Genomic DNA, 20,508 nt, shown 5'->3' with positions numbered 1-20,508 from the left:
TGATGCTGAATGCATCGCCGTCTTCTTTTATAATCATGCCTGCGCTTGCCAAAATCGTATGTGAGCCGGGCTGGAAATGGCAAAAACGCGAAAGACCCATGCAGAATTATGATTTGTTCTATGTATGGAGCGGTGAAGGCACGGTCGAGCTCAATGACGAGCCCTTTGCCGTGGGAAAAGGAAGCTGCTTTCTGTTCCGACCCGGAGATCATACGAGCGCGACGCACAACCCGCAGAAGCCGCTCGTATTGACATATATCCATTTTGACGTGACCGACCCGGTCCAAGAGATTCCGGCATCTTATCGGAAGCTGACGGAAACGATGGATTTCGAATATTTGCTCGCGCGTTACGTGCGTTTGTATCTGGACAAGCCCTATGGATCATTGGAGGAGGGGCAGCTTATTCTGAAACAGCTGATGATTCATCTGCTTCGCTCGGATCTCGCTGAGCCGGTCGTCAAAAAAGCAAGCAATCAGCTGTCAGAGGCGATCCATGAAATCGCGAATTATGTCCGCCAGCACCCGGGGATTCCCCATCGGGTCGAGGATTTGGCGGCTAGAGCGGGGTTGTCCCCCCGTTACTTCTCGATCAAGTTCAAGGAACTGATCGGCACGCCGGTGCAATCCTATATCATTCAGATGCGGATTGAGCGGGCGCAGCATCTGCTGCTGCATCAAGGGATGAACGTAACGGAGGTTGCCGACGCGCTGGGTTACCGCGATATTTTCTTTTTCAGCCGGCAATTTAAGCAGTATACGGGCAAGAGCCCATCCGAGATTCGGTGATCCCCCGCCCTTCCATAACTTACCTGAGTGGCCGAAGGGCAGATGGGTTTCATAGCAAGCGATTTAGGGTAAAAACGAAATACAGTTTCATTTTATGAAGGGGGGAGAGAGGAATGAGCCCAAGAAGACGGGTGCGTGGACGTTTCTTCAGTCGTGGTGGCTGCGCTATTTTCAGAAATCGCTTGCGCCGCATGAAGACAACGACTCAGAATCATCAGGATGTGTGGTTTTAATGAGACTTGGCCTACATACGGGGAACGTTGAATCCCGTTATCATATACGCTTTTCTCTGGATGAACGCAAAGGGAGCTAAACGGCTCCCTTTTTTCGATATGTTTTGGGGTCCCCGCAAAGTATTTGGAATAAGCATCGAAGCATAGGCTCCACTTTGTGGGGCTATTTAGTGGATGCATATACGGATAGGGACTCTGATTACGTTGCGAAATTTTGTTATATTAGGAATATGTATAAGGCGCTGAACGCAGGGGTCTTAGGAACATGGACCAGGCAGGCATTTCGGATAACAGAAGGGTGACGGGAGTGAAGGAGAGAGTGGCATTGGCAGAGCAAGCGGTGATCCGGTGGTAGCGGCGGGAGCAGGAAAGGTTGCGCTGATCACGGGCGCGTCGAGCGGGTTCGGACTGCTCATCAGCCTGGAGCTGGCAAAAGCAGGTTATGACGTGGCTGCGGGTCTGCGCAGGCCTGAGGCGGCGGCAGAACTGTTGGCCCGAGCCGAACAAGCAGATGTTGCCGGGCGCATTCACGTATTTCAGCTGGATATATGCATCGAGGAACAAGTCAAGGCCGCTGCTTTGGAGATAGAGCAGAGGTATGGACGCTTGGACGTACTGGTGAACAATGCCGGCGAGGCGGTAGGCGGCATGGTGGAGGAAGTGCCGCTCAGCGGCTGGCGAAAGCAGATGGAGACGAATTTTTTCGGGACCGTATCGGTAACGCAGCATATGCTGCCGCTGCTCCGCCGTACCGGACATTCCAAAATCATTCTCATGAGCAGCATTAGCGGCGTGGTCGGCTTTCCGGGTTATGGACCTTATGCGTCCTCCAAATTTGCTTTGGAAGGGCTTGGCGAAAGCCTGTCCATGGAGTTGATGCCCTTTGGCATCGATGTCGTGCTGATCCAGCCCGGTGCCTATGGCACGCCGATTTGGAACAAAAGCTTTGGGGAGCTTGCGGTAAAGGAAGGATCACCCTACAGCGATCTGCTGAAGGGCGTGCTGGAGTATTCCGAGCGGACAGCCAGGGGAAGCGGGGATCCGCTGGAGGTAGCCAGGCTTGTGGCAAAAATTGCGTCCATGGCTAAGCCCAGGTTCCGCTATTTGCTGCCCCGAGGCACGCGGCTAACCGCATGGATCAAGGGCGTGCTGCCGGATCGGCTGTTTCAGCGGATCATGTATCGGATGCTGGGACGGCGTTAATCATTCATGCCGCGAATGATTCATGGCCTTAACTTGTAAAATGCGATGTTTGGTAAGGTGAATGGGATTACCCTTTTCTGGCTGGGGACGGATGAAGCAAACCGAGGAGTTCCCCCATCTTCACCTTGGAGCCGGGTTCCAGGTCACCGCGCGGAGTAAACGTGCCGTTCTCCGTCAAAAGCACGACGGTAGAGCCGAATTCAAAGTACGCGAGCTCATCGCCAATCCCGTATTTCTTCACGTTCTCGTCAGCATAACGGATGCTGCTTACGTTCATGGCTCCGACCTTCACGACGGCAACTTCGCCGAACTCATGCGCAATATAGGTAATGAGGCGTTCATTGCGGCTGAGCACGTTCCGAATATGGGTCATCGCAAAATCGTTCACAGGGTAAACGCGGCCCTTCAGATGCTCGCTCTCCGCCTGAACACCGGTTACCGGGGAATGAATGCGATGATAATCGGTCGGGCTTAAATACAATACGAAAGCATAACCGTTGATGTAGTTTTCCATTCTTGGCGATTTGGCGAGCAGCTCACTCAGGGTATAATCCTGTCCCTTGACGCTCAGAATGGTGCCGGCGTTGACGGCGCCCATTGCCGAAATCGTGGCATCGACCGGGCTTACCATAGCGTCGGCGGTATCATCTATGGCGCGCAGGCCTATTTTTAACCGGCGGGAAAAGAACTCGTTCAATGAGCGGTATTCATGGATTTCTTTCTCCGCTTCATGCGCCGGAATTTGATAAATTCGTATAAATGCAGGTATTAGATGACGGCTCAGCCGGCTGTGGGAACAATGCCCCATGATTCGGGACAGCCACTTGCGGGAGGATAGCTCAGTCATCAGACGCAGCAATTGTTTAGCCATGTCATTCTCCTTTGTGCATAGGTGTCAGCAATAAACGTTGGTGGAAAAGCCAACCACTCTGATATTGACATAGAATGAGATGGAAATCAATAAATAGCCATTTTTGAAAAAAGGCTCTTGCTTATTCCGGAGCGAATGTGTATTTTAAAGTTAACATGAAACCGAATAGGAATACGGGGGCTTGAGTGAATCAGGCTGAGATTGCAGCTGTTATCCGCTGTTGACCGTTAATCTGAACTGGGTAATGCCAGCGTAGAGAATATCCGACCCTGCCTACATAGGGCCTATTTTTCCGTCTGCGCGTTTTTCCAGACGGTTTTTTGTTGTGTTTACACAAAAATAGAGGTGGAGAGGGGAATGTGTTGTTATGGGAACGTCTGTGCAAGAGAAGTTGGGGGTTCAGCCCCGAAAAGGGCTGCGGTTAAGCGATATTTTGGTGACGGTGCTGGTATCGCTGGTGCTTGGCGTCATTTATCATTTCTGGGGTTCGGTTTACAATCTGTTAAAACCGCTGTTCTTTGAAGCGGATGAGTTGTTATACGGCATGTGGTTCGCTGCAGCCACGCTTGCTTACTTGCTGATCCGCAAGCCGGGAGTGGCCATCATCGCGGAAGTGGCGGCGGCCCACGTGGAAGTGCTGTTTGGCAGCGGCTGGGGATTGACCCTGCTGCTGTATGGCCTCATTCAAGGACTGGGGGCAGAATTGGTATTCGCGGCATTCCGTTATCGGAGCACCTCCGCGTGGACGCTGGCGATTGCCGGAGCCGGCGCGGCCATCGGCTCGATGATCATGGACTTCTATTACAGTTATACCGATGACCTGCAGACGTGGATGTTCCTTGCCAAATACGGCATGCGGGTACTCAGCGGCGCCGTCATTGCAGGCCTCCTGATGCTCCTGCTGGCCAAAGCGCTTGACCGTACGGGCGTGACATCCCTGCTGCGTCCTGCGTCGAAGAAGGATTACGAAGCACTGGATGATCCGCGCCATGTCTAATGCCACGGTTAGCCAGGTTCCGGCTCAGTCCGCTGAGATGCTTCCGGAACCGGCCGTGTATGTGGAGGGATTGCGTCTGAAGTATCCGGGCGAGGAGCGGCTGATGTTCAAAGACCTCTCCTTCTCGGCTGTCCGGGGGGAGAAGGTGCTGCTGCTCGGTCCGAGCGGCTGTGGCAAATCCACGCTGCTGCAGGTGCTTAGCGGGATGATTCCCCGCGCAACGGAGGTGCCGATGAAATGCGAGGCCCAGCTGGTTCCGCGTTCTTGGGGTTATGTGTTTCAGGATCCGGATACCCAGTTCTGTATGCCGTACGTGGATGAAGAGCTGGCTTTCGTGCTGGAGAATCTAAGTGTCCCACGCGACGAGATGAAGGAGCGGATGCAAGCGGCCCTGGGCGAGGTGGGGCTTGATCTTGAGGAGCTCCATATGCCGATCGGGCATTTGTCCCAAGGCATGAAGCAACGACTGGCGCTGGCATCGGCTCTGCTGCTGGAGCCGGAGGTCCTGTTCCTTGACGAGCCGTCTGCGCTGCTCGACCCGGAAGGCAGGGAGCAAATCTGGTCCGCGGTGAAGGCCGTTTCGGAAGGGCGTACGCTGATCATCGTGGAGCACCGGATTGAAGAAATGGCCCAATACGTGGATCGTGTCGTGCTGTTCAGCCCGGATGGGGTGATTCTGGGCGAAGGTCCCCCAGCAGCGATATTCGCTGAATATGAGCGGGAACTCCAAGCCTATGGAATCTGGTATCCCGGCGTATGGGAAGATTACGCGGAGTCCCGGGCAGGCAGAGAGTTATTCGCCCCGGTCGACGCGCTGGGCAATGAGGCAGGTGATCTCCTGTATGAGGCTGCTCTGCCATACGCTCAGCATGGGGAAACTGTCATTCAACTGGCGGATTTCAGGGGGATGAGATGGGATAAACCTGTCATCACCCTCCCTTCAGCCGAGGTGGTTCCGGGACAATTCATTGCGGTGGTTGGGCCGAACGGAGCAGGAAAGAGCTCGCTGCTGCTCAGTTTAATGGGGCTGCTTCGCGCCGAAGGAACCTATGTGCTCTGCGGGGAAGAGGTCATTCAGGGCAGGCGCAGGAAGGTGCGGAAGAAGAGAGAGCAGCAGCTGCGCCAAATCGGATTCGTGTTTCAGAATCCAGAGCTTCAATTCCTGACGGAACGCATCGGCGATGAGGTGGTTTACTCCCTGCTGGTGGATCATGTGCCGCCGGAGGAAGCGAAGGCGCAGGCCGACCGCTGTCTGGAACGCTTTGGACTGAAGGGCATGGAAGCTAGGCATCCGTACCAGCTGTCGACAGGTCAAAAGCGTCGCTTAAGCGTGGCTACGGCCATGGCAAGACAGCCGTCTGTGCTGCTCCTGGATGAGCCGACCTTCGGACAGGATGCGCGGAATACGTTTGCGATTCTGGAGATGTGTGAGCAACTGCGCCGCGCGGGAACCGCCATTCTCATGGTGACGCATGAAATGGAGATCGCGCAGCGGGTCGCCACGCATATATGGGAAATCCGGGAGGGGCAGTTGACGTCAAGCATGCCTTCCCCCCGATGGTGTACCGGGACGGAATCCGGACGGGAGACCGGCGGAGCGAATGGCGCTGATGAGACTCGCGAAAACCTAACCGGGGCCGATCATCGCCTTACGGGGGTGAACGCATGAATATATGGAATCCCGTGCGGATCACTTGGCTGCACCGCGCGAATCCGGTGGTGAAGCTGGGACTGATCTGTGCGCTGTTTTTTATGACGGTGTTAACCCATGATCTTGATTTTGTCATGTATCAGGCGTTGATCTTTATGATCTGCCTCGTGGTGCTCAGCGGGGTGAAGCCGTGGAAGATGCTGCTGTTTTTCATACCGTTTCTGCTTGCCTTTATTTCGTCTTCCTCTTCCATGATGCTGTTCGGCAAAGGGGAGACGATCTGGTGGGAGTGGGGATTGTTCCGGGTATCGGAAGAAAGCTTTTATCGGGGGCTGCATCTGGGGTTTAAGGGAATTGCCTTTGCCTCGGAGGGGCTGCTGCTTGTTACGACAACGTCCTCGGTGGATTTATTCTACAGTCTGATGCAGAAGCTGAGGCTTGCGCCCAAGTATGCTTACAGCTTCATGGCTTCGATCCGGCTGCTGCCCATGGTCTGGGAGGAATATGTAATCCGCCGCCAAGCCTTGAAGGTACGAGGTGTCCGCCCGATTCGCGGCGTTCGCGGCATGGTGAACCGCGCAGGACTGTATGTGGTGCCGCTGCTGGCGCAGAGCATCCGCCGGGCACACCGGGTGGCCGCGGCGATGGAGGCGAAGCAATTTGACGGGGATCGGGCGAAGGCTCGAACGTATTATTACCCGTCACGTTATTCCCGCTACGATCTTCTAATCATAGGATTACTCGCAGCCGCTGCCTGCTGTGCTTATGTGGCAGCCGGATATTTTCCTTGGTTCGGCATTGGCGACGTGCGGTTTGATTAAACGGTTGTTTCCTCGATGAGGGCCTGCTTATGGTGTGTAAGCAGGTTCTTTTTTTATGAGATCAGAATAACTTCAAAGGGCCTGGATTTCATGCTGATTGAGGCGGTATAATACTAGTGGTACCAGAAAAGTATTTACAGTACCAGAAGGGGAGTTTATTCACGTGCGCGAGCGAATATTGAATGAAACGATCCGCTTGATTCAGCGGCAGGGCTTTACGTTTACGGTCAGTGATCTGGCCCGCGGCCTTGCGATTAGCAAACGGACGATCTATGAGCATTTTTCATCCAAGGAAGAGATTGTCGAATATATCATTGACGGGATGATCCGGCACATTCAGCAGCGCGAACGTGACATTGCGGCGGATGAGGGGCTTACCGTTCTGGAGAAGATTCACCAGATTCTAATCTGTCTGCCCCAGGAGATGGAGAAGATGGATCTGGGGATGCTGCCGGATTTGAAGCGGTCGCATTATCCGCAATGGGAGAAGCTGGACACCTTTTTCCGAGAGGAATGGGGCATTGTTACCGAGCTGATGGAGCAGGGCATGGCCGAGGGAAGCATCAAGCGAATTCACATGCCGCTGTTCATCGATCTGTACCTCGGGTCGCTTCATCAGATTTACGATTCGAGGGCGACGGTGAAGCATCAATTGCCGCTGGGGGAGCTGCTGCAGTCCGTCATGGATATTTTATTGTTCGGCATTGCCGCTGAGAAACGGAAGGAGTCTTGAGAATATGCATTGGTTATATTTAAGTTTGGCAATTCTGTTTGAAGTGGCGGGGACGCTGAACATGAAGCTGTCAGAGGGGTTCAGCAAACCGCTGCCCAGCGTGCTGCTGGTGGTGTTCTATATTTGCAGCTTGAGCTTCCTGACGCTGAGCCTGAAGCAGATTGAAATATCCGTGGCTTACGCGATCTGGTCGGGACTTGGCATCATGATCATTACCGTCATCGGATATATGTTCTTTGCGGAGCAGATTAATGGCCTGAAAATATTCTCGATCCTGCTGATCATCGCGGGTGTCGTTCTGCTGAATTTATCCGGCAGCGCGCATGCGCAGGAACAACCGAAGACGCACCAGTCCGGTCACTAAGGACGATAGAAGGAACCGGAATCTGCGGGAGGGCCGTACTCGTGCGTAGAATGGAAGAAGGACCGTGCGCGAACACGATCCCCGAGTACAACGTACCGCCATAAGAGCGGCCTTACTATAGGAATTCGATCAGAAATAGACCGTGATCCTGACCAAGGGCGGTCTATTTCTTTTTATGGAACGAAAGTATTAACACAAAGTCATTAGAAACTAATTAGGCTTTAGCCGGATGGAAGGAATCAGTCGAATGGAATATGTTACACGAAACCAGCATGGGCCATTTTGTTTTAGGTCGCACTTCATATTACAATCCGTCTTCCCTTATCGTTTGACGATCCGGTCAAAAAATGCCCGCATTCTAGAGCTTTTTGTCATGGAGGCCGACCATGCGCATTGGCATAAAACCGCTTTGAGCATGCGTTTGCCCTTAGGAATGCGAGAACTTTTCTTTTTGCCAGCACTCTCATGGTTGCCTGGACATCCCCCCGCCCAAGAGCTGGCATGAGTTGATGAACGTCCAGACCGCAACAACGTTCTAAAATAGCGTCCATTGTGCATCCCTCACATTTAAAAGATGCGGGTCATGCAGCCTTCGATTTGTATTTTTGTACACGTGCTTCATGCGACACTCGGCGGTACGCATGGCTGCAATAGATCAGTTTGTGGGGTTATTTTAGTTTGAGCGGTTATTTGAAGATGAATCTGAATATACCTCGGAGCCGTTGTTTCCAGTATATTAGAGTTATGGACGTAAAAAGAAAGGCGTGAATGACGTGGCTTCGAACATACTTCTTGTAGAGGATGACAGCTCGATTGGCGAAATGGTAGAGAGCTATTTGACGATGGAAGGTTTTCAGGTGGTGCTTGCCAAAGACGGAGAGGAGGCGCTCGAGTGGTTTGCCGAACGAGATTATGACCTCGTACTGCTGGATATGATGCTGCCCAAGATCAGCGGTATGGATTTTCTAAAAAAAGTCAGGGAGAAAAGCCATGTGCCGGTACTGATCGTATCCGCAAAGGATGGGGAAGTGGACAAGGCGCTCGGCCTTGGTTTTGGCGCGGATGACTATATTACGAAACCTTTTTCGATGATTGAGCTGACGGCTAGAGTGAAGGCCGCTATCCGCCGCGTGACGGCTTATGCAATAGCACCCCCAACTGAGCAAAATAAAATCATCCGGGTCCATGAACTAGAGATGGATCTGGATCATTTGACCGTGACCAAAAACGGCCAGGAGATCAAGCTGACGGCCAAAGAACTGCAAATCTTAAAGTTGTTTATGACGAATCCGAAAAAGGTATTCACCAAGCAGCACATTTTCACATCCGTCTGGAATGACGACTATTTCGGCGATGAAAATGTCATTAATGTGCATATGAGCCGTTTGCGCGACAAAATTGAAGATCAGCCCTCCGATCCGCAGTACATCAAAACGCTGTGGGGCATCGGCTACCGTTTGGGGGAATTTTAGTGGTTGCCGTTCTGCTGATTGTTGTGATCATGTTGGCGTTGCTGAATGTGATGCAGTGGATGGGTCGGAAAAAAAGAGCTAAGCAGCTTGGCTACATCATCGATAAACTGAATACGATTAAGGATTCGTCCTCGCAGGAGCAACTGCTGCTTTTTACGGAGGATCCAGGATATCGTAGACTGTTGATTGCTATCAATCACTTGCTTTTGCAAACCAGGCAGTCCGAGACAGGATTTATGCGTACAGAAATCGCAATGCGCCGAATGTTGGCAAACATATCGCATGATTTGAAGACGCCGCTTACCGTGGTGCTCGGTTATATCGAAACGTTGAACCAGAAGGCCGACTTGCCAATGGAGGAAAGGGAGCGGCTACTGGATAAGGTGCATACGAAGACTGTAGAGATCGTAGAGTTGATCAACCGTTTTTTTGACCTGGCCAAGCTGGAATCGGGGGATAAGGAGATGCCCCTGACCCGCATACATATCAATGAAATTTCCAGAAACAGCATGCTGATGTTTTATGATCTGATCGAATCCGAAGGGTTGCAGGCTGACATCGATATTCCGGAAACGCCGCTTTATGCATGGGGCAATGAAGAAGGACTAAAACGCGCATTAAACAATGTGCTGAGCAATGCGATCCGTTATGGTTCACAGGGCAAGGTGATCGGCATGAAGCTGCGGGATGAACAGGGCCGGGTGCTTATCGACATTTGGGATAAAGGCAAAGGTATTCATGAACGGGATCAGAAGCTTATTTTCGAGCGGATGTATACGCTGGAGGATTCAAGGAATAAAAGATTCCAGGGCAGCGGTTTGGGTCTGACGATTACGAAAAGACTGATCGAGCTGATGGGCGGGGAAATTCGCGTCGCAAGCAAGCCGTATGAACGGACCGTTTTCACGATCTCGTTAAAGAAGCTATCGTAGCGCGGCTTCTTAACATCATATTAGTGCTAGACAAAAAGCGAAAGTAGCGGAGGAGACGGAATCGATTCTTACGAAGCTGAAAGATTTTTGGGAAAAAAGCAACTTTGGAGGCATTTGCTGCATTCGCCTAAAAGCTTTCAGAAGGAAAGCTAGCATCGGAAGTAAATGTAGCAATTGTTTATTCCAACACATCCCCAACTGTTTCATTAGTAATAGGACGCAAGAAGAAGCTCGCTAACGCTGCGAACCAAACGTAAATCGTAGCTGTAAATAAATAGTGAAATAACCCTCTGATGTCACGCTACAATGGCTGGCGTCAGAGGGTTTTTTGTTTGATTCTCGTTCTTGGGAACGATCCCACCGTATTGGGAGACCATGAGAAATCTCTTAAACGAACGTGTCGGTGATGCCGAAAAGGACAAAGAAATGCTGAAGCAAATTTCGCCAGTGTTCCACGTCGATAAGATCGTAACGCCATGATTCGTGGCTCAAGGGGCGAATGATCCGCGGGTGATGAAGGACACGGCTTTACCAACGAAGAGAACTTGTTCGATTTCTTCAATACAATGATCAAGTTTTTGGATAAAAATCTGAAGCCGTAGAGCAAATAAGGTAAGAGTTGCTAGGGAATAGGTAACACATCTAATACAGAAGAAAGGAAGACTAAAGTAGAGTTTATTTTCAATAGCAGCACCAATTTGGATCATATTGATCTGACTGGTTGTGAGTGAACCGGTCTTTGTTTATTCCATGTGATATGATTGTTTATAATCGAGTCGCTTTCTACACTTAAGAGATTCGTAAGAATTGCGCAAGAAATATGAAAATGTTGGCGGTTATACTATGATCAAGAGATAAGTGAGAGGGGTAAATATAAATGAGTTATGTCATCAGTACCCGCCATGTCAGCAAAACCTATAAAGGCAAAGATGTTGTCTCTGACGTCAGTATGAATATCAAGCAGGGGCAGATTTACGGACTGCTCGGTCCAAACGGAGCCGGTAAAACAACGCTAATGAAAATGATGCTGAATCTGGTCAAACCAACCAGCGGTGAAATTGAAATATTCGGAGAGAAGCTTACGCCTTCATCGGTTGAAATGTTTAAACGCATTGGCAGCATCATCGAGTATCCGATTTTTTACGATAAAATGACGGCGATTGAAAATCTGGAGATGCATGCGGAATATATGGGTTATTATAACAAACATGCAATTAAAGAAGCGCTTGAGATGGTTAATCTAACTTCCATCCAAGGCAAATCGGTATCCGAATTTTCGCTTGGTATGAAGCAGCGCCTGGGCATGGCCCGCGCCATTATAACCAAACCCGAGCTGCTCATTCTGGATGAACCAATCAATGGACTTGATCCGGTCGGGATTAAGGATTTTAGAAGTTTGCTGAGCATGTTGAGCAAGGAGTACCGGATGACGCTGCTGGTCTCCAGCCATTTGCTGGGTGAGATCGAACAAGTTGCAGATACGATCGGCATTCTTCAGGGCGGCAAATTTATCCGCGAAGTGTCTATGGATGAGATGCGCAGCGAAAACACAGATTATATCGAAATTGTGACCCCACAATGCAAACAAGCTGTATTTGTACTGGAAAATCAGCTGAAAGTCAGCAATTTCAAAATCGTCGGTGATTCAGCCATACGCATTTACGAGTCCAAATTTACGCAGCAGGAATTGACCAAAGCGCTGGTACTGAATGATGTGGCGATTGAATCGATAAACCATAAGCATACTTCGCTCGAGGAGTATTTTATGCATCAGATTAGCGGAGGTGAGCAGTATGCTTAAGCTGATCCGTATGGAGATGAAAAAGCAGAAGTTAAACTGGTTTTATAGAGGGGCGGTTATTGCAACGATCCTATGCGCCGGTTTCATGCTTCTTATAGCCTACACGGAGGGGGGCGGAGATCCTGCATTCGGGAGTTTCGCCGATATAGCCTACACGGAGGGGGGTGGAGGTCCTGCATTCACGAGTTTCGCCGATGCGTTATCGATAGCGGGGCTACTTTGCCGTGCGGTATTTATCGTGTTTGCTTCAGTCTTGCTAAGCAGACTTATTATTGAGGAATACAAAAATAAAACGATCAGCTTATTGTTTACGTACCCGGTCGAGCGTAAAAAACTGATCATGGCGAAAATGCTGCTGGCTCTGGCTCTTACGTTTGGAGCGATGCTCATCTCGACTTTTATTACCTGTATATCCATTCTGGCTCTGAACAGCCATTTTCAGTTTATTCCGGGAAAATTGGAGGCCGGCGTACTACTGCATACGGGGATCCAATTGTTGATCCAAACACTGTCAGCAGCGTGTCTCGGCCTCATTCCTTTATTCTTCGGGATGCGAAAAAAATCCGTACCGACAACGATCGTGTCCTCGATCATTATCGTGGTCTTAGTCAGCAACAACAGCCAGGGCCTTTCGCTTAGCAGAAATATAACGATACCGTTGATCTTGGGAGTTATCGGTCTCCTGATTGCTTATCTCTCGTTCCGCAACGTAGATAAGGTGGACGTGGCTTAACTAAAAAAGCACTCTTCTTAACGGCAGCTTCGCCTGAAAGAAGGGTGCTTTTTTAAGGAGATACCTACATGAATTTGGTGTTCATCTCCGGGGAATTCGGCCCGGCTTAGCTCCGGCATTTTGTAGTGCATATCCATCTCGGATAAAAAAGCGATCCGGCTGGGCATGATGCCTTTGTTGGTGCGCGTATTTTCCGCCAAACTTCAGTACATATCCCCAGTATTAAGACTTAAGAAAACATTAAGAAACAAGAAAGGGAAAAGATAGAATCATTTTTTAAAATAATGGCATGGGTTTTTGGTTTGCCGCCATCTAACTAAACAAATGCCTTTCCTGCAGGGAATAAAGGCGAGGTATAACTGCAGAAGACCGATTCAAAAATGGAAAGGAAAGATGTGACCATAATGAACATGTTAGCTACCCTTACGAAGGCAAGCGCTCAGTCGGTATGGATGGCTTGGGAAGCGGTTTTTGATCAAATCACGAAACTGCGCAGCGCCGGAATAAAAAGATACGGGATTTGCAAGCTGGTCATCCGCCGGCATCATGGAAAAAACCTGAAGTGCCAGGACGGAGAGTGGATTTATTCGGGGGATTGGGTCGGTGAACTCCATTTGGACAACCGGCAGGTATTGGAGCTTTCCAGAGAGCTGGGGGCTGACCGGGCCGCGCTTTTGACCGCAAGAATGCTGCGGAGATCGATCAAGCAAATTAGCGAGGCGATGGAGACGGAACCGGAGCTTGCGCAGGTCAAAGCTTTGACTGGAATAACGCTGCTGCACCGCGGTATTATTCACGGGCTCGGTTTTGAGCTGCATCCGCTGGAATCCAAGGGGTTTCGCGTGTTCTCTACTTATTATTTGCGGCTTTTACTCAGGGTGCTGCATCCGGTGGGGCGGGAACGCACGAAGAAAAATGCTCCCAAGCTTGTGCCCAAAATGCTGATGCTGACCAGAAAATCATTGCTTTTGCGTTATTCTAAGGAAACGGCATGAGTATGGTGATGCTGAATCTGCTGCTGATGTTTGTCTTTATCTATATGATCATTCCATATGTTATCACACGGATCTGGGGATTTGGGGTAACCCTGCGCGGCCGGCGTGGCCGGCAAATCGCTTTTACCTTTGATGATGGCCCAGACCCGCAGCATACTCCTAAACTGCTGGATCTTCTCAAGAAAAAAAGGATCAAGGCGACCTTTTTTGTACTGGGCAGCAAAGCGGAGCGATACCCGGAGCTTATGAAACGCATCCACATGGAAGGGCATCAAATCGGGATCCACAACTATTCCCATCTTCCCAATTGGCTAATGAGTCCGCGCCATATCCGGAACAAGCATGTCCACCGGTCTGCCGATATCATCGAACGAATCACGGGCGAGCGCCCGGCATTTTACCGTCCTCCATGGGGGATTTTGAATTTAGGCGATTTATTTGCTTTGCGAAAATACCGGATCGTGCTGTGGTCGATCATGGGATGGGATTGGGGCAAGGGGAGCAAAAACAAACCGCTCAAAGAACGGATCTTGGATCAGCTTGAACCTGGCTCGATTATTTTGCTGCATGACAGCGGAGATACTTGGGGGGCGGAGCCTGATGCCCCAAGCAGAATGATCGCAAGCCTTGAGGAAGTGATTGACACGGTCCATAACCAAGGGTATGAATGCGTCCGCGCCGATGAACTGCTGCATAAGCCGCATGATTCGCGCAGCGACCTTTCAAAAGGCTTTCGGGTTGGATGATGCGTGTAATATTAACAAAGAATGATCATGGCCCCAGATACTTTTAATAAAGCTGTGTTCGAACATAAAGGTACAGCCTTATGGATTTTGAGGTTGTGCTTTTTTATTTTGCATGTTTACAAATGGAAAAGTGTGGATTATTATGGCTTTAATTGATCTATAAAATTAGAACAAATAAATTATATAGAATGAACTATAAATTAGATCGGGGAGATATATGAATGAAAAACGAACAATCACAATCCGTCGAGATTTCCGTGGAGCAGGCCAAACTACTGGGTAGCGCGAAGAGAATTAAAATTATTGGAGCACTGGTTGAAACGGCGAAAACCTCCAAGCAGGTGGCTTATGAACTGGGAGAATCCCCGGGCAGCATTCATTACCATATTCAAAAGCTTTATGATGGAGGACTGATCGATCTGGTGGAAATCCGGACGGTGGGCGGTATTGTAGAAAAATATTATAAGTCCAAGGCCAAATGGTTCAACTACCTGTGGGACCCAGCTGATCGATCCTGCACTGGCTGATGATTATGAGGCAGCTTCTAGCACAAAAATCAACTTGCGTATGCAGCTTTCGCCTGAACAGAGGGAAGAGACGATGGCGGAATTCAGGTCTTGCTCGAAAAATGGGTTGCGTTCTCCTCAGCCTCCAAGATGACTAACAGCGAGGAATATGCGGTAGGCATTAAACTGGTTTCAGCAAAAAGTCCGAATAACAAGGCTTAATACATAGATCCGGCTCAAATGTCGGCGCTTCCCAAAATCCTTGATAAGAAGCTGCTTACGCAAGGAAACTCCTTGTTCTCCATTTGCTATCAAGGTATCGAAGTGGCGAAGTGGCCCGCAATGCGTTTTCCGGTGCTTTGATTATTGTACTCGGCGCTGTTTCGCTCTATCTATGGAACTCGTTGGGATTTTTCATCGGAGCTCTTTTGTTTACCCAACTGAGAATCAAAATACCAATCGGTAATTCTTATAACAACGTCATTTCAAATATTTGATGACGAGACGAATCGATCGAAAACATGCCGGGATCATTTGATATATCGGATATGAAAGAAAGACAGTATTCTCGATCCTGCTGATCATCGCAGGGGTCGTTCTGCTGAATCTATCCGGCAGCGCGCATGCGCAGGAGCAACCGAAGAACACCAGTCCGGTCACTAAGGGCGATAGAAGGAACTGGAATCTGCGGAAGAGCCGTATCCGTGCGGCTCTAGTTCCGCTGCAATAATGTACTATGCCCCGCTTCGCCTCCAGCTCTATAATGACAAAGGAAATTCCTTTGTTAGGAGCTATCATCATGAATCTGTCTTCGTTTTTTATTTACTGTTTTATCGTGGCTTTCTCGCCGGGACCGTCCAACATCGTCATTCTGTCTTCGGTTCAAAACTCCGGCATGAAGAAGACCTTGCGCTACATTGCCGGAGCCTCCATCGCGTTTTTCTTATTAATCGCTGCTTCCGTCGTATTGGGCCAGCTGCTGTCTACCGGCATGCCCATCATTCTGCCGATCTTGCGGATCGTAGGCTGCCTGTTCATGCTGTATCTCACGTATCAGGTTTATACCATGGACGTATCCAAGTCCGGCGCTAATCAAACGGCATCCTTCACGTCCGGCTTTCTGATGCAGTTTCTCAATCCGAAGGTGGTCTTGTTTACGCTAACGGTCATTCCCAGCTACGTCATGCCGTATTATACGGCTGGCCCTGTCATTTCGGCGTTTGTTGTCGCGGTATCATTAATCGGGCTGTCCGCGTATATGACCTGGGCCGTGTGCGGTAGCCTTTTTCAAGGAATTATGCAAAAATATCGGAGAACGACCAACACGATCCTGGCTTTGTTTCTGCTGTACTCGGCAATCGTCGTATCCGGCATACCGGAGCTCATAAAGGGGTGATGGAAGATGGAGCAGTTTATTTATAAAAAAGCGGTGGGCATTACGGCGCTGTCCGCGAGCCTGACGGATTTCAAATATAAAAAGCATTATCACGAGGAGTATGCCCTCGGCGTCACGCTGCGCGGCATTCAGAAGTACTCGCTGGACGGCAGTCAGCAGGCCTCTTACCAAAGCGGGGTTATGCTGTTCCATCCGGAGCAGAAGCATGATGGCTGGTCCCAGGAACGAACGGGCATCGATTATGTGATGATTTACATTCACCCGGAGCTATTCCTGGAATTGATTCAGAAAAAGGATATCGTTCGGTTCCAATCCCCGATTGTCTATCACGCCGGGCTGCGGAAGAGCATCCTGGATGTGACGAGGTCGATCTTCACCGGTCAGCCGGAGGCAAGAAGCAGCGAGCTGCTTCTGGGTCTGGCGGGGCATTTTAACGAGGATATTCTGAACCCGGATAGCCGGAAGGACAGCGTGTTTACGCGGAAGGCCAAAGACATGATGCAGGATTATCTGGATCACGTTCTCCGTCTGGACGAAATAAGCGGGGAGTTCGGGATGTCGAAGTATCAGTTCATCCGTACGTTTAAAGCGAATACCGGGTTGTCTCCGTATCAGTATTACCTGAACTGCAAAGTGGAACGCGCCAAGCATCTGATCGAGGACAGCCGGGATGTATATCAGGCCGTTACCCAGTGCGGCTTCACGGATCTTGCCCATTTAAATCGGCATTTCAAGAATGTGTACGGCACGACGGCATTTGATTATATGTCCCATCTGGATAAGTGAGGCGGCAGGCGCCGATCATTCGCGCGATTTTTCAAATCAGGCTTGGCATTTGTGAATAAACTCCGTTATAATGTGTATAGAATGTAAAAGGGACCGTGCGCGAACACGATCCCGGCGTACAACGTACCGCTATAAGAGCGGTCGGCTATAGGAAATCCGATCAGAAATAGACCGTGATCCTGACCAAGGGCGGTCTATTTCTTTTTATGGAACGAAAGTATTAACACCACCAGCGTCGCGAACGAAATCATTAGCGTCAATGTTTGGTATACTTCCATGGCATCACCTCCCATCCTGGGGAGATTAGCCGACCGCCCTTATTAGCCGATATATTGTACTTCCCAAATTATAGCATACAAGCCCTGCGTTTAGGGGCTTATTATGGTCTGGTCGAGAGAAGATTTAGAGCTTTTCTATGTGACTTCAATCCACTTCAGCGGCTGTTACGTATAGCATGCGGATTTTGATATATGGCTCAGGGATGTTAATCTGTATTTGGATTATTTGAAACTAACTCAGGCTTTAGCCGGATGGAAGGAATCATTCGAATGGAATATATCTATGAGTCAGCCCAGCGCAGCTACGAGGATTTCGCCAGCGGCCGGGTTCTGTATAATGCGCAGGGAACGACTTCGTTTCCTGTTAGACTAGCCAGTGAGATTGCGCAGCGGTGCTTTCAACTATTGGAGAAAAAAGGGGTACAGGGGCCTTATACCTTGTTCGATCCCTGCTGCGGCGGGGCGTATCTGTTGACGGTGGTGGGCCTGCTGCACGGGCAGCGCATTCATCGCGTCATCGGTTCCGACATTAACGCAGAGGTGCTCGGAATAGCCGAGAAAAACCTGTCGCTGCTCCGCGAAGAGGGGCTGGAACAACGCACCGAACAGCTGAAAGAACTATTGGCGTTGTATCAGAAGCCGTCTCACCAGGATGCGCTGCAAAGCGCTGGCCGATTGAGGGAGCTGTTAAGGTCCTCGCGTGTGGAAGAGACGGCTTGTTTTCAAGCTGATATCACCCAACCGGAGGAAAACTTGGCCTCCTGCAAGGGAACCCATATCGTCATGACCGATCTCCCTTATGGTGACCTGGTTAGCTGGGGCGGCGGAAGCGATGAGCCGGTGAAGGATTTCTTTAACGGCATTCATTCCATCCTGGATCCTGGCCGATCCGTGGTTGCGGTCATATCCGACAAAGGGCAAAAATTAAAGCATGACCGGTTTCAAAGGATTCATCATATGAAGGTGGGCAAACGACAGGTAGCCATCTTTGAACCGCTTTGAACGGAGTATGGCGGACCGAACTAAAGAACATTCCATCCGTCCCTGCAGTTAACCACTTATATGAACTATTCTCCATAAGAGGCTTCAACAACAACCCGCTTTTGATGTCATGTCAGGAGCGGGTTGTTCTTTTTGGTCGTAAGAGGGAATTAATAATGCGGGAATCTTCCACTGTAAATCGGGAACATACGTTCGCTTAAAATCTAAAAAAATATAGCATTTCTTGTGGAATGCCAGCTCGTAGATAGAACTCATGTAAGGACTCACCCGGTCCGGGAGCCAGATCCGCCGTCAATAGGGCAATGGCAAAGCGGTTCGCTTGCCGCTCCAGCTTGCCCGGACTGAAATAGGAGTGCTCCTCCAGAAAAAAGCGGCTGATTCCCTTATGGAGACGGTCATGCCCGAGCTCATGCGCGCATACGAAGCGCTGCCATGGCGGTGGCAGCTGATTGTGGATGACGATGAATCTCCGCCTTAGTTTACGGAAATACAGCCCTTTGGTCGTTTGGCCTAAATCTGCAAATCGAATATGTATGCCCAAGGATGTCGCAATTTCAAAAGGGCAGCTGGTATGATGTTTTTTGATCAGCTGACGGATTAAGGGTTGTAAAAAATCATCCATGCCGGTTCACCTGCAATATTGGTTTTGGTTGAATCGTTGTAATCTTTATGTATCTCCTTATCACGTAGATTTATTTCTTGCGCTTGTTCATCTGCTTGGCTTCCCAGAACAGTCCGGTCAGGACGTCCTTGATGCGCTGCTTGTCCTCCTCGTTCAGAGGGACGCCATCAAACATGAGCTCACCGTCATCCTCAAGCATTTTCTTGAAATCCCGTTTATCCCTGGAGGTTGCCCAAGCGGGAGCCGAGATATCTTCGTGCTTGGCAGCATCCTGCTGCAGATAACCTGCTTTATTCATCAGCTCCTCATAGGGTATTTCGAGTGCCTCCGCCATTTTACGAAGCGTTTGCGGCTTGGGTATGCCCCGCAGCCCATTCTCGATTCGGGAGATTTGCGATCCGCTGATGTCGGCGGCTTGGGCCAGCTGATTGATGCTCCAGCCTTTGTTCTCCCTCATCTCTTTCAAGTATGATCCAAATATGCGTTCCACGTTCCGGCCACTCCTCACCATAGTCCATCTGAAACATCTACTTATAGTATAAACACATCCCCTTCCTTTGCCAACAGGTAAAATAAAAGAGAGCATCATTGCCAAAAGGCAAGAATATGAAAGGTATGACTCATATTCCCGTGAATAGTTCGCTCTTTTGAAGGTTTACGCCGGTCTCCAAATAGTGGTATATTAATGAAAAATACGAACAAAATACGAACATGTGAGATGAGACAACCTTCTGCCAAATGGCAAATCAAACCTCGACAATGACAATCCAAAGGGGAGTGTTTCCTAATGAATCCATTTTTACCGGAATTGGATCGCAGAAAGACCCAAAGTGCTGTTGAAGCGATATTCGAGAAATATCGTATCTATAAAACCATTACATTCGAAGTCAGGGAGACGAGCGTGACCGCATCCTACGCGGAACGATTCCACGGACCGACCAACGTCACCTCGGACCAAACAGCAGCGGTTGCTATATATAATGTAGATATGCCTGCGGCCAGGAAGCAGTATTGCGAGACGATCGAGTCAATCGTAGAACGGCTTGGCGAGCGGGAGCAGACGCTGATTCGGGAACGGTATATGAAGCAGGACGACGTATTCGATTACAAAGTGTACAACCATATCCTTGAGCCGCCGGTCAGCAAGGATACGTATACCAAAATCCGTACGCGGGCCTTCTACAAACTGGCACTGGCTCTAGCAGACAGGGGGCTGTTGAAGCTGCAGGAGTTGGAGAAAGCCGCAAAGAGCAAAATGAGCTGAATAAGCGCCGAGCGAGCATGGATCATCAAATCGAGCCAAAACCGGAGGACCTCAGAATGGAGGCGCTCCGGTTTTTTTGTTTCAAATGGAGGGCAACGTTGTTGAGGAAGAGACCCAAGAGAACTGGTATATAATCAAACAATACGAACATAAGTTCGTACTATTTTCCGCCGACATTCCACTTAAAGTTCCGCATTATCCGTCCCATAAGACGTCAGCGCATCCGATTTAGGGGTGTAAGATTGTATTATCGGAAATGAAGTTAAACAGAGCATACCGAACACACACCGTGTAGATGTGAGCCGGCCTTAAGA

General features: G+C 49.8%; 23 protein-coding genes, 1 pseudogene and 1 riboswitch. Of the genes and pseudogenes, 19 read left to right on the top strand and 5 right to left on the bottom strand.

Annotated elements, in window-relative coordinates; genetic code table 11:
* The first annotated feature begins 2 nt into the window (after positions 1-2).
* Positions 3-788, top strand: coding sequence for a helix-turn-helix domain-containing protein (locus tag PAEVO_RS20535; RefSeq protein ID WP_100539200.1), 786 nt, complete (start codon positions 3-5; stop codon positions 786-788).
* A gap of 581 nt (positions 789-1,369) precedes the next feature.
* The gene (locus PAEVO_RS20530; protein WP_100539199.1) at positions 1,370-2,224 is read left to right on the top strand and encodes an SDR family oxidoreductase; all 855 of its coding nucleotides are present in this window, start codon (positions 1,370-1,372) and stop codon (positions 2,222-2,224) included.
* 67 nt (positions 2,225-2,291) lie between these two features.
* Here PAEVO_RS20530 and asd read toward each other — a convergent pair whose 3' ends face one another.
* Positions 2,292-3,095 (bottom strand): archaetidylserine decarboxylase, encoded by an 804-nt coding sequence (gene asd, locus PAEVO_RS20525; RefSeq protein WP_100539198.1) that lies wholly within the window; start codon positions 3,093-3,095, stop codon positions 2,292-2,294.
* A gap of 163 nt (positions 3,096-3,258) precedes the next feature.
* A riboswitch (TPP riboswitch) is annotated at positions 3,259-3,371 on the top strand.
* Positions 3,372-3,462: 91 nt separating this feature from the next.
* Between asd and PAEVO_RS20520 the strand changes: the two genes are divergently transcribed.
* The 5 genes from PAEVO_RS20520 (at position 3,463) to PAEVO_RS20500 (ending at position 7,661) form a co-directional block, all read left to right on the top strand.
* Entirely contained in the window at positions 3,463-4,092 is a 630-nt protein-coding gene (locus PAEVO_RS20520) for an ECF transporter S component (RefSeq protein ID WP_100539197.1), read from the top strand.
* Positions 4,085-5,761, top strand: coding sequence for an ABC transporter ATP-binding protein (locus PAEVO_RS20515; protein WP_100539196.1), 1,677 nt, complete (start codon positions 4,085-4,087; stop codon positions 5,759-5,761). The genes PAEVO_RS20520 and PAEVO_RS20515 overlap by 8 nt, the downstream gene beginning before the upstream one ends.
* Positions 5,758-6,564, top strand: coding sequence for an energy-coupling factor transporter transmembrane component T family protein (locus PAEVO_RS20510; RefSeq protein WP_100539195.1), 807 nt, complete (start codon positions 5,758-5,760; stop codon positions 6,562-6,564). Before PAEVO_RS20515 ends, PAEVO_RS20510 begins: the two co-directional genes overlap by 4 nt.
* Positions 6,565-6,727: 163 nt before the next feature.
* Positions 6,728-7,297 (top strand): TetR/AcrR family transcriptional regulator, encoded by a 570-nt coding sequence (locus PAEVO_RS20505; RefSeq protein ID WP_100539194.1) that lies wholly within the window; start codon positions 6,728-6,730, stop codon positions 7,295-7,297.
* A gap of 4 nt (positions 7,298-7,301) precedes the next feature.
* Positions 7,302-7,661, top strand: coding sequence for a DMT family transporter (locus PAEVO_RS20500; RefSeq protein WP_076324790.1), 360 nt, complete (start codon positions 7,302-7,304; stop codon positions 7,659-7,661).
* Positions 7,662-7,982: 321 nt separating this feature from the next.
* Here PAEVO_RS20500 and PAEVO_RS20495 read toward each other — a convergent pair whose 3' ends face one another.
* Positions 7,983-8,219: a transposase gene (locus tag PAEVO_RS20495; protein ID WP_100539193.1), complete on the bottom strand. Its 237-nt coding sequence runs from the start codon at positions 8,217-8,219 to the stop codon at positions 7,983-7,985.
* A gap of 215 nt (positions 8,220-8,434) precedes the next feature.
* Here PAEVO_RS20495 and PAEVO_RS20490 point away from each other — a divergent pair, with 215 nt between their 5' ends.
* The 10 genes and pseudogenes from PAEVO_RS20490 to PAEVO_RS20435 all read left to right on the top strand — a co-directional run bounded on the left by PAEVO_RS20490 (position 8,435) and on the right by PAEVO_RS20435 (position 17,028).
* Positions 8,435-9,133: a response regulator transcription factor gene (locus tag PAEVO_RS20490; protein WP_100539192.1), complete on the top strand. Its 699-nt coding sequence runs from the start codon at positions 8,435-8,437 to the stop codon at positions 9,131-9,133.
* The gene (locus PAEVO_RS20485) at positions 9,133-10,065 is read left to right on the top strand and encodes a sensor histidine kinase (protein ID WP_100539191.1); all 933 of its coding nucleotides are present in this window, start codon (positions 9,133-9,135) and stop codon (positions 10,063-10,065) included. Before PAEVO_RS20490 ends, PAEVO_RS20485 begins: the two co-directional genes overlap by 1 nt.
* A gap of 336 nt (positions 10,066-10,401) precedes the next feature.
* Positions 10,402-10,667, top strand: a pseudogene (locus PAEVO_RS20480) (alpha/beta hydrolase family protein); the annotation flags it as partial.
* Positions 10,668-10,942: 275 nt separating this feature from the next.
* Complete coding sequence (locus PAEVO_RS20475) at positions 10,943-11,866, top strand: ABC transporter ATP-binding protein (RefSeq protein WP_096776611.1); 924 nt, start codon at positions 10,943-10,945, stop codon at positions 11,864-11,866.
* Positions 11,859-12,599, top strand: a complete 741-nt coding sequence (locus PAEVO_RS20470; RefSeq protein ID WP_100539190.1) for an ABC transporter permease — start codon at positions 11,859-11,861, stop codon at positions 12,597-12,599. The genes PAEVO_RS20475 and PAEVO_RS20470 overlap by 8 nt, the downstream gene beginning before the upstream one ends.
* 404 nt (positions 12,600-13,003) lie before the next feature.
* Complete coding sequence (locus PAEVO_RS20460) at positions 13,004-13,594, top strand: YkoP family protein (protein WP_100539527.1); 591 nt, start codon at positions 13,004-13,006, stop codon at positions 13,592-13,594.
* A complete protein-coding gene (locus PAEVO_RS20455) occupies positions 13,591-14,340 on the top strand; it encodes a polysaccharide deacetylase family protein (protein WP_100539188.1) in 750 nt (249 codons plus the stop codon). The genes PAEVO_RS20460 and PAEVO_RS20455 overlap by 4 nt, the downstream gene beginning before the upstream one ends.
* Positions 14,341-14,561: 221 nt before the next feature.
* Complete coding sequence (locus PAEVO_RS34450; protein ID WP_243390835.1) at positions 14,562-14,867, top strand: ArsR/SmtB family transcription factor; 306 nt, start codon at positions 14,562-14,564, stop codon at positions 14,865-14,867.
* Positions 14,868-15,645: 778 nt separating this feature from the next.
* The gene (locus PAEVO_RS20440) at positions 15,646-16,242 is read left to right on the top strand and encodes a LysE family translocator (protein WP_100539187.1); all 597 of its coding nucleotides are present in this window, start codon (positions 15,646-15,648) and stop codon (positions 16,240-16,242) included.
* A 6-nt stretch (positions 16,243-16,248) separates the two neighbouring features.
* Positions 16,249-17,028 (top strand): AraC family transcriptional regulator, encoded by a 780-nt coding sequence (locus tag PAEVO_RS20435; RefSeq protein ID WP_100539186.1) that lies wholly within the window; start codon positions 16,249-16,251, stop codon positions 17,026-17,028.
* A 194-nt stretch (positions 17,029-17,222) separates the two neighbouring features.
* Here the strand turns inward: PAEVO_RS20435 and PAEVO_RS34900 are convergent, their stop codons facing one another.
* Entirely contained in the window at positions 17,223-17,306 is an 84-nt protein-coding gene (locus PAEVO_RS34900) for a putative holin-like toxin (protein WP_367398280.1), read from the bottom strand.
* A 270-nt stretch (positions 17,307-17,576) separates the two neighbouring features.
* Here PAEVO_RS34900 and PAEVO_RS20430 point away from each other — a divergent pair, with 270 nt between their 5' ends.
* Positions 17,577-18,308: a hypothetical protein gene (locus PAEVO_RS20430; protein ID WP_100539185.1), complete on the top strand. Its 732-nt coding sequence runs from the start codon at positions 17,577-17,579 to the stop codon at positions 18,306-18,308.
* Positions 18,309-18,504: 196 nt separating this feature from the next.
* Here the strand turns inward: PAEVO_RS20430 and PAEVO_RS20425 are convergent, their stop codons facing one another.
* Both PAEVO_RS20425 and PAEVO_RS20420 read right to left on the bottom strand, forming a co-directional pair.
* Positions 18,505-18,930: an ImmA/IrrE family metallo-endopeptidase gene (locus PAEVO_RS20425; protein ID WP_100539184.1), complete on the bottom strand. Its 426-nt coding sequence runs from the start codon at positions 18,928-18,930 to the stop codon at positions 18,505-18,507.
* A 70-nt stretch (positions 18,931-19,000) separates the two neighbouring features.
* On the bottom strand, positions 19,001-19,420 hold the full coding sequence (locus PAEVO_RS20420; RefSeq protein WP_100539183.1) for a helix-turn-helix domain-containing protein: 420 nt from the start codon (positions 19,418-19,420) through the stop codon (positions 19,001-19,003).
* A gap of 297 nt (positions 19,421-19,717) precedes the next feature.
* On the opposite strand from PAEVO_RS20420, the gene PAEVO_RS20415 reads away from it, so the two are divergent.
* Positions 19,718-20,194: an ArpU family phage packaging/lysis transcriptional regulator gene (locus PAEVO_RS20415; RefSeq protein ID WP_100539182.1), complete on the top strand. Its 477-nt coding sequence runs from the start codon at positions 19,718-19,720 to the stop codon at positions 20,192-20,194.
* The last annotated feature ends 314 nt before the right edge of the window (positions 20,195-20,508 follow it).

This window comes from Paenibacillus sp. GM2FR, from assembly GCF_002803325.1.
Lineage (GTDB): Bacteria > Bacillota > Bacilli > Paenibacillales > Paenibacillaceae > Paenibacillus_AQ > Paenibacillus_AQ lautus.
This window is presented reverse-complemented; position numbering and strand designations above follow the sequence as displayed.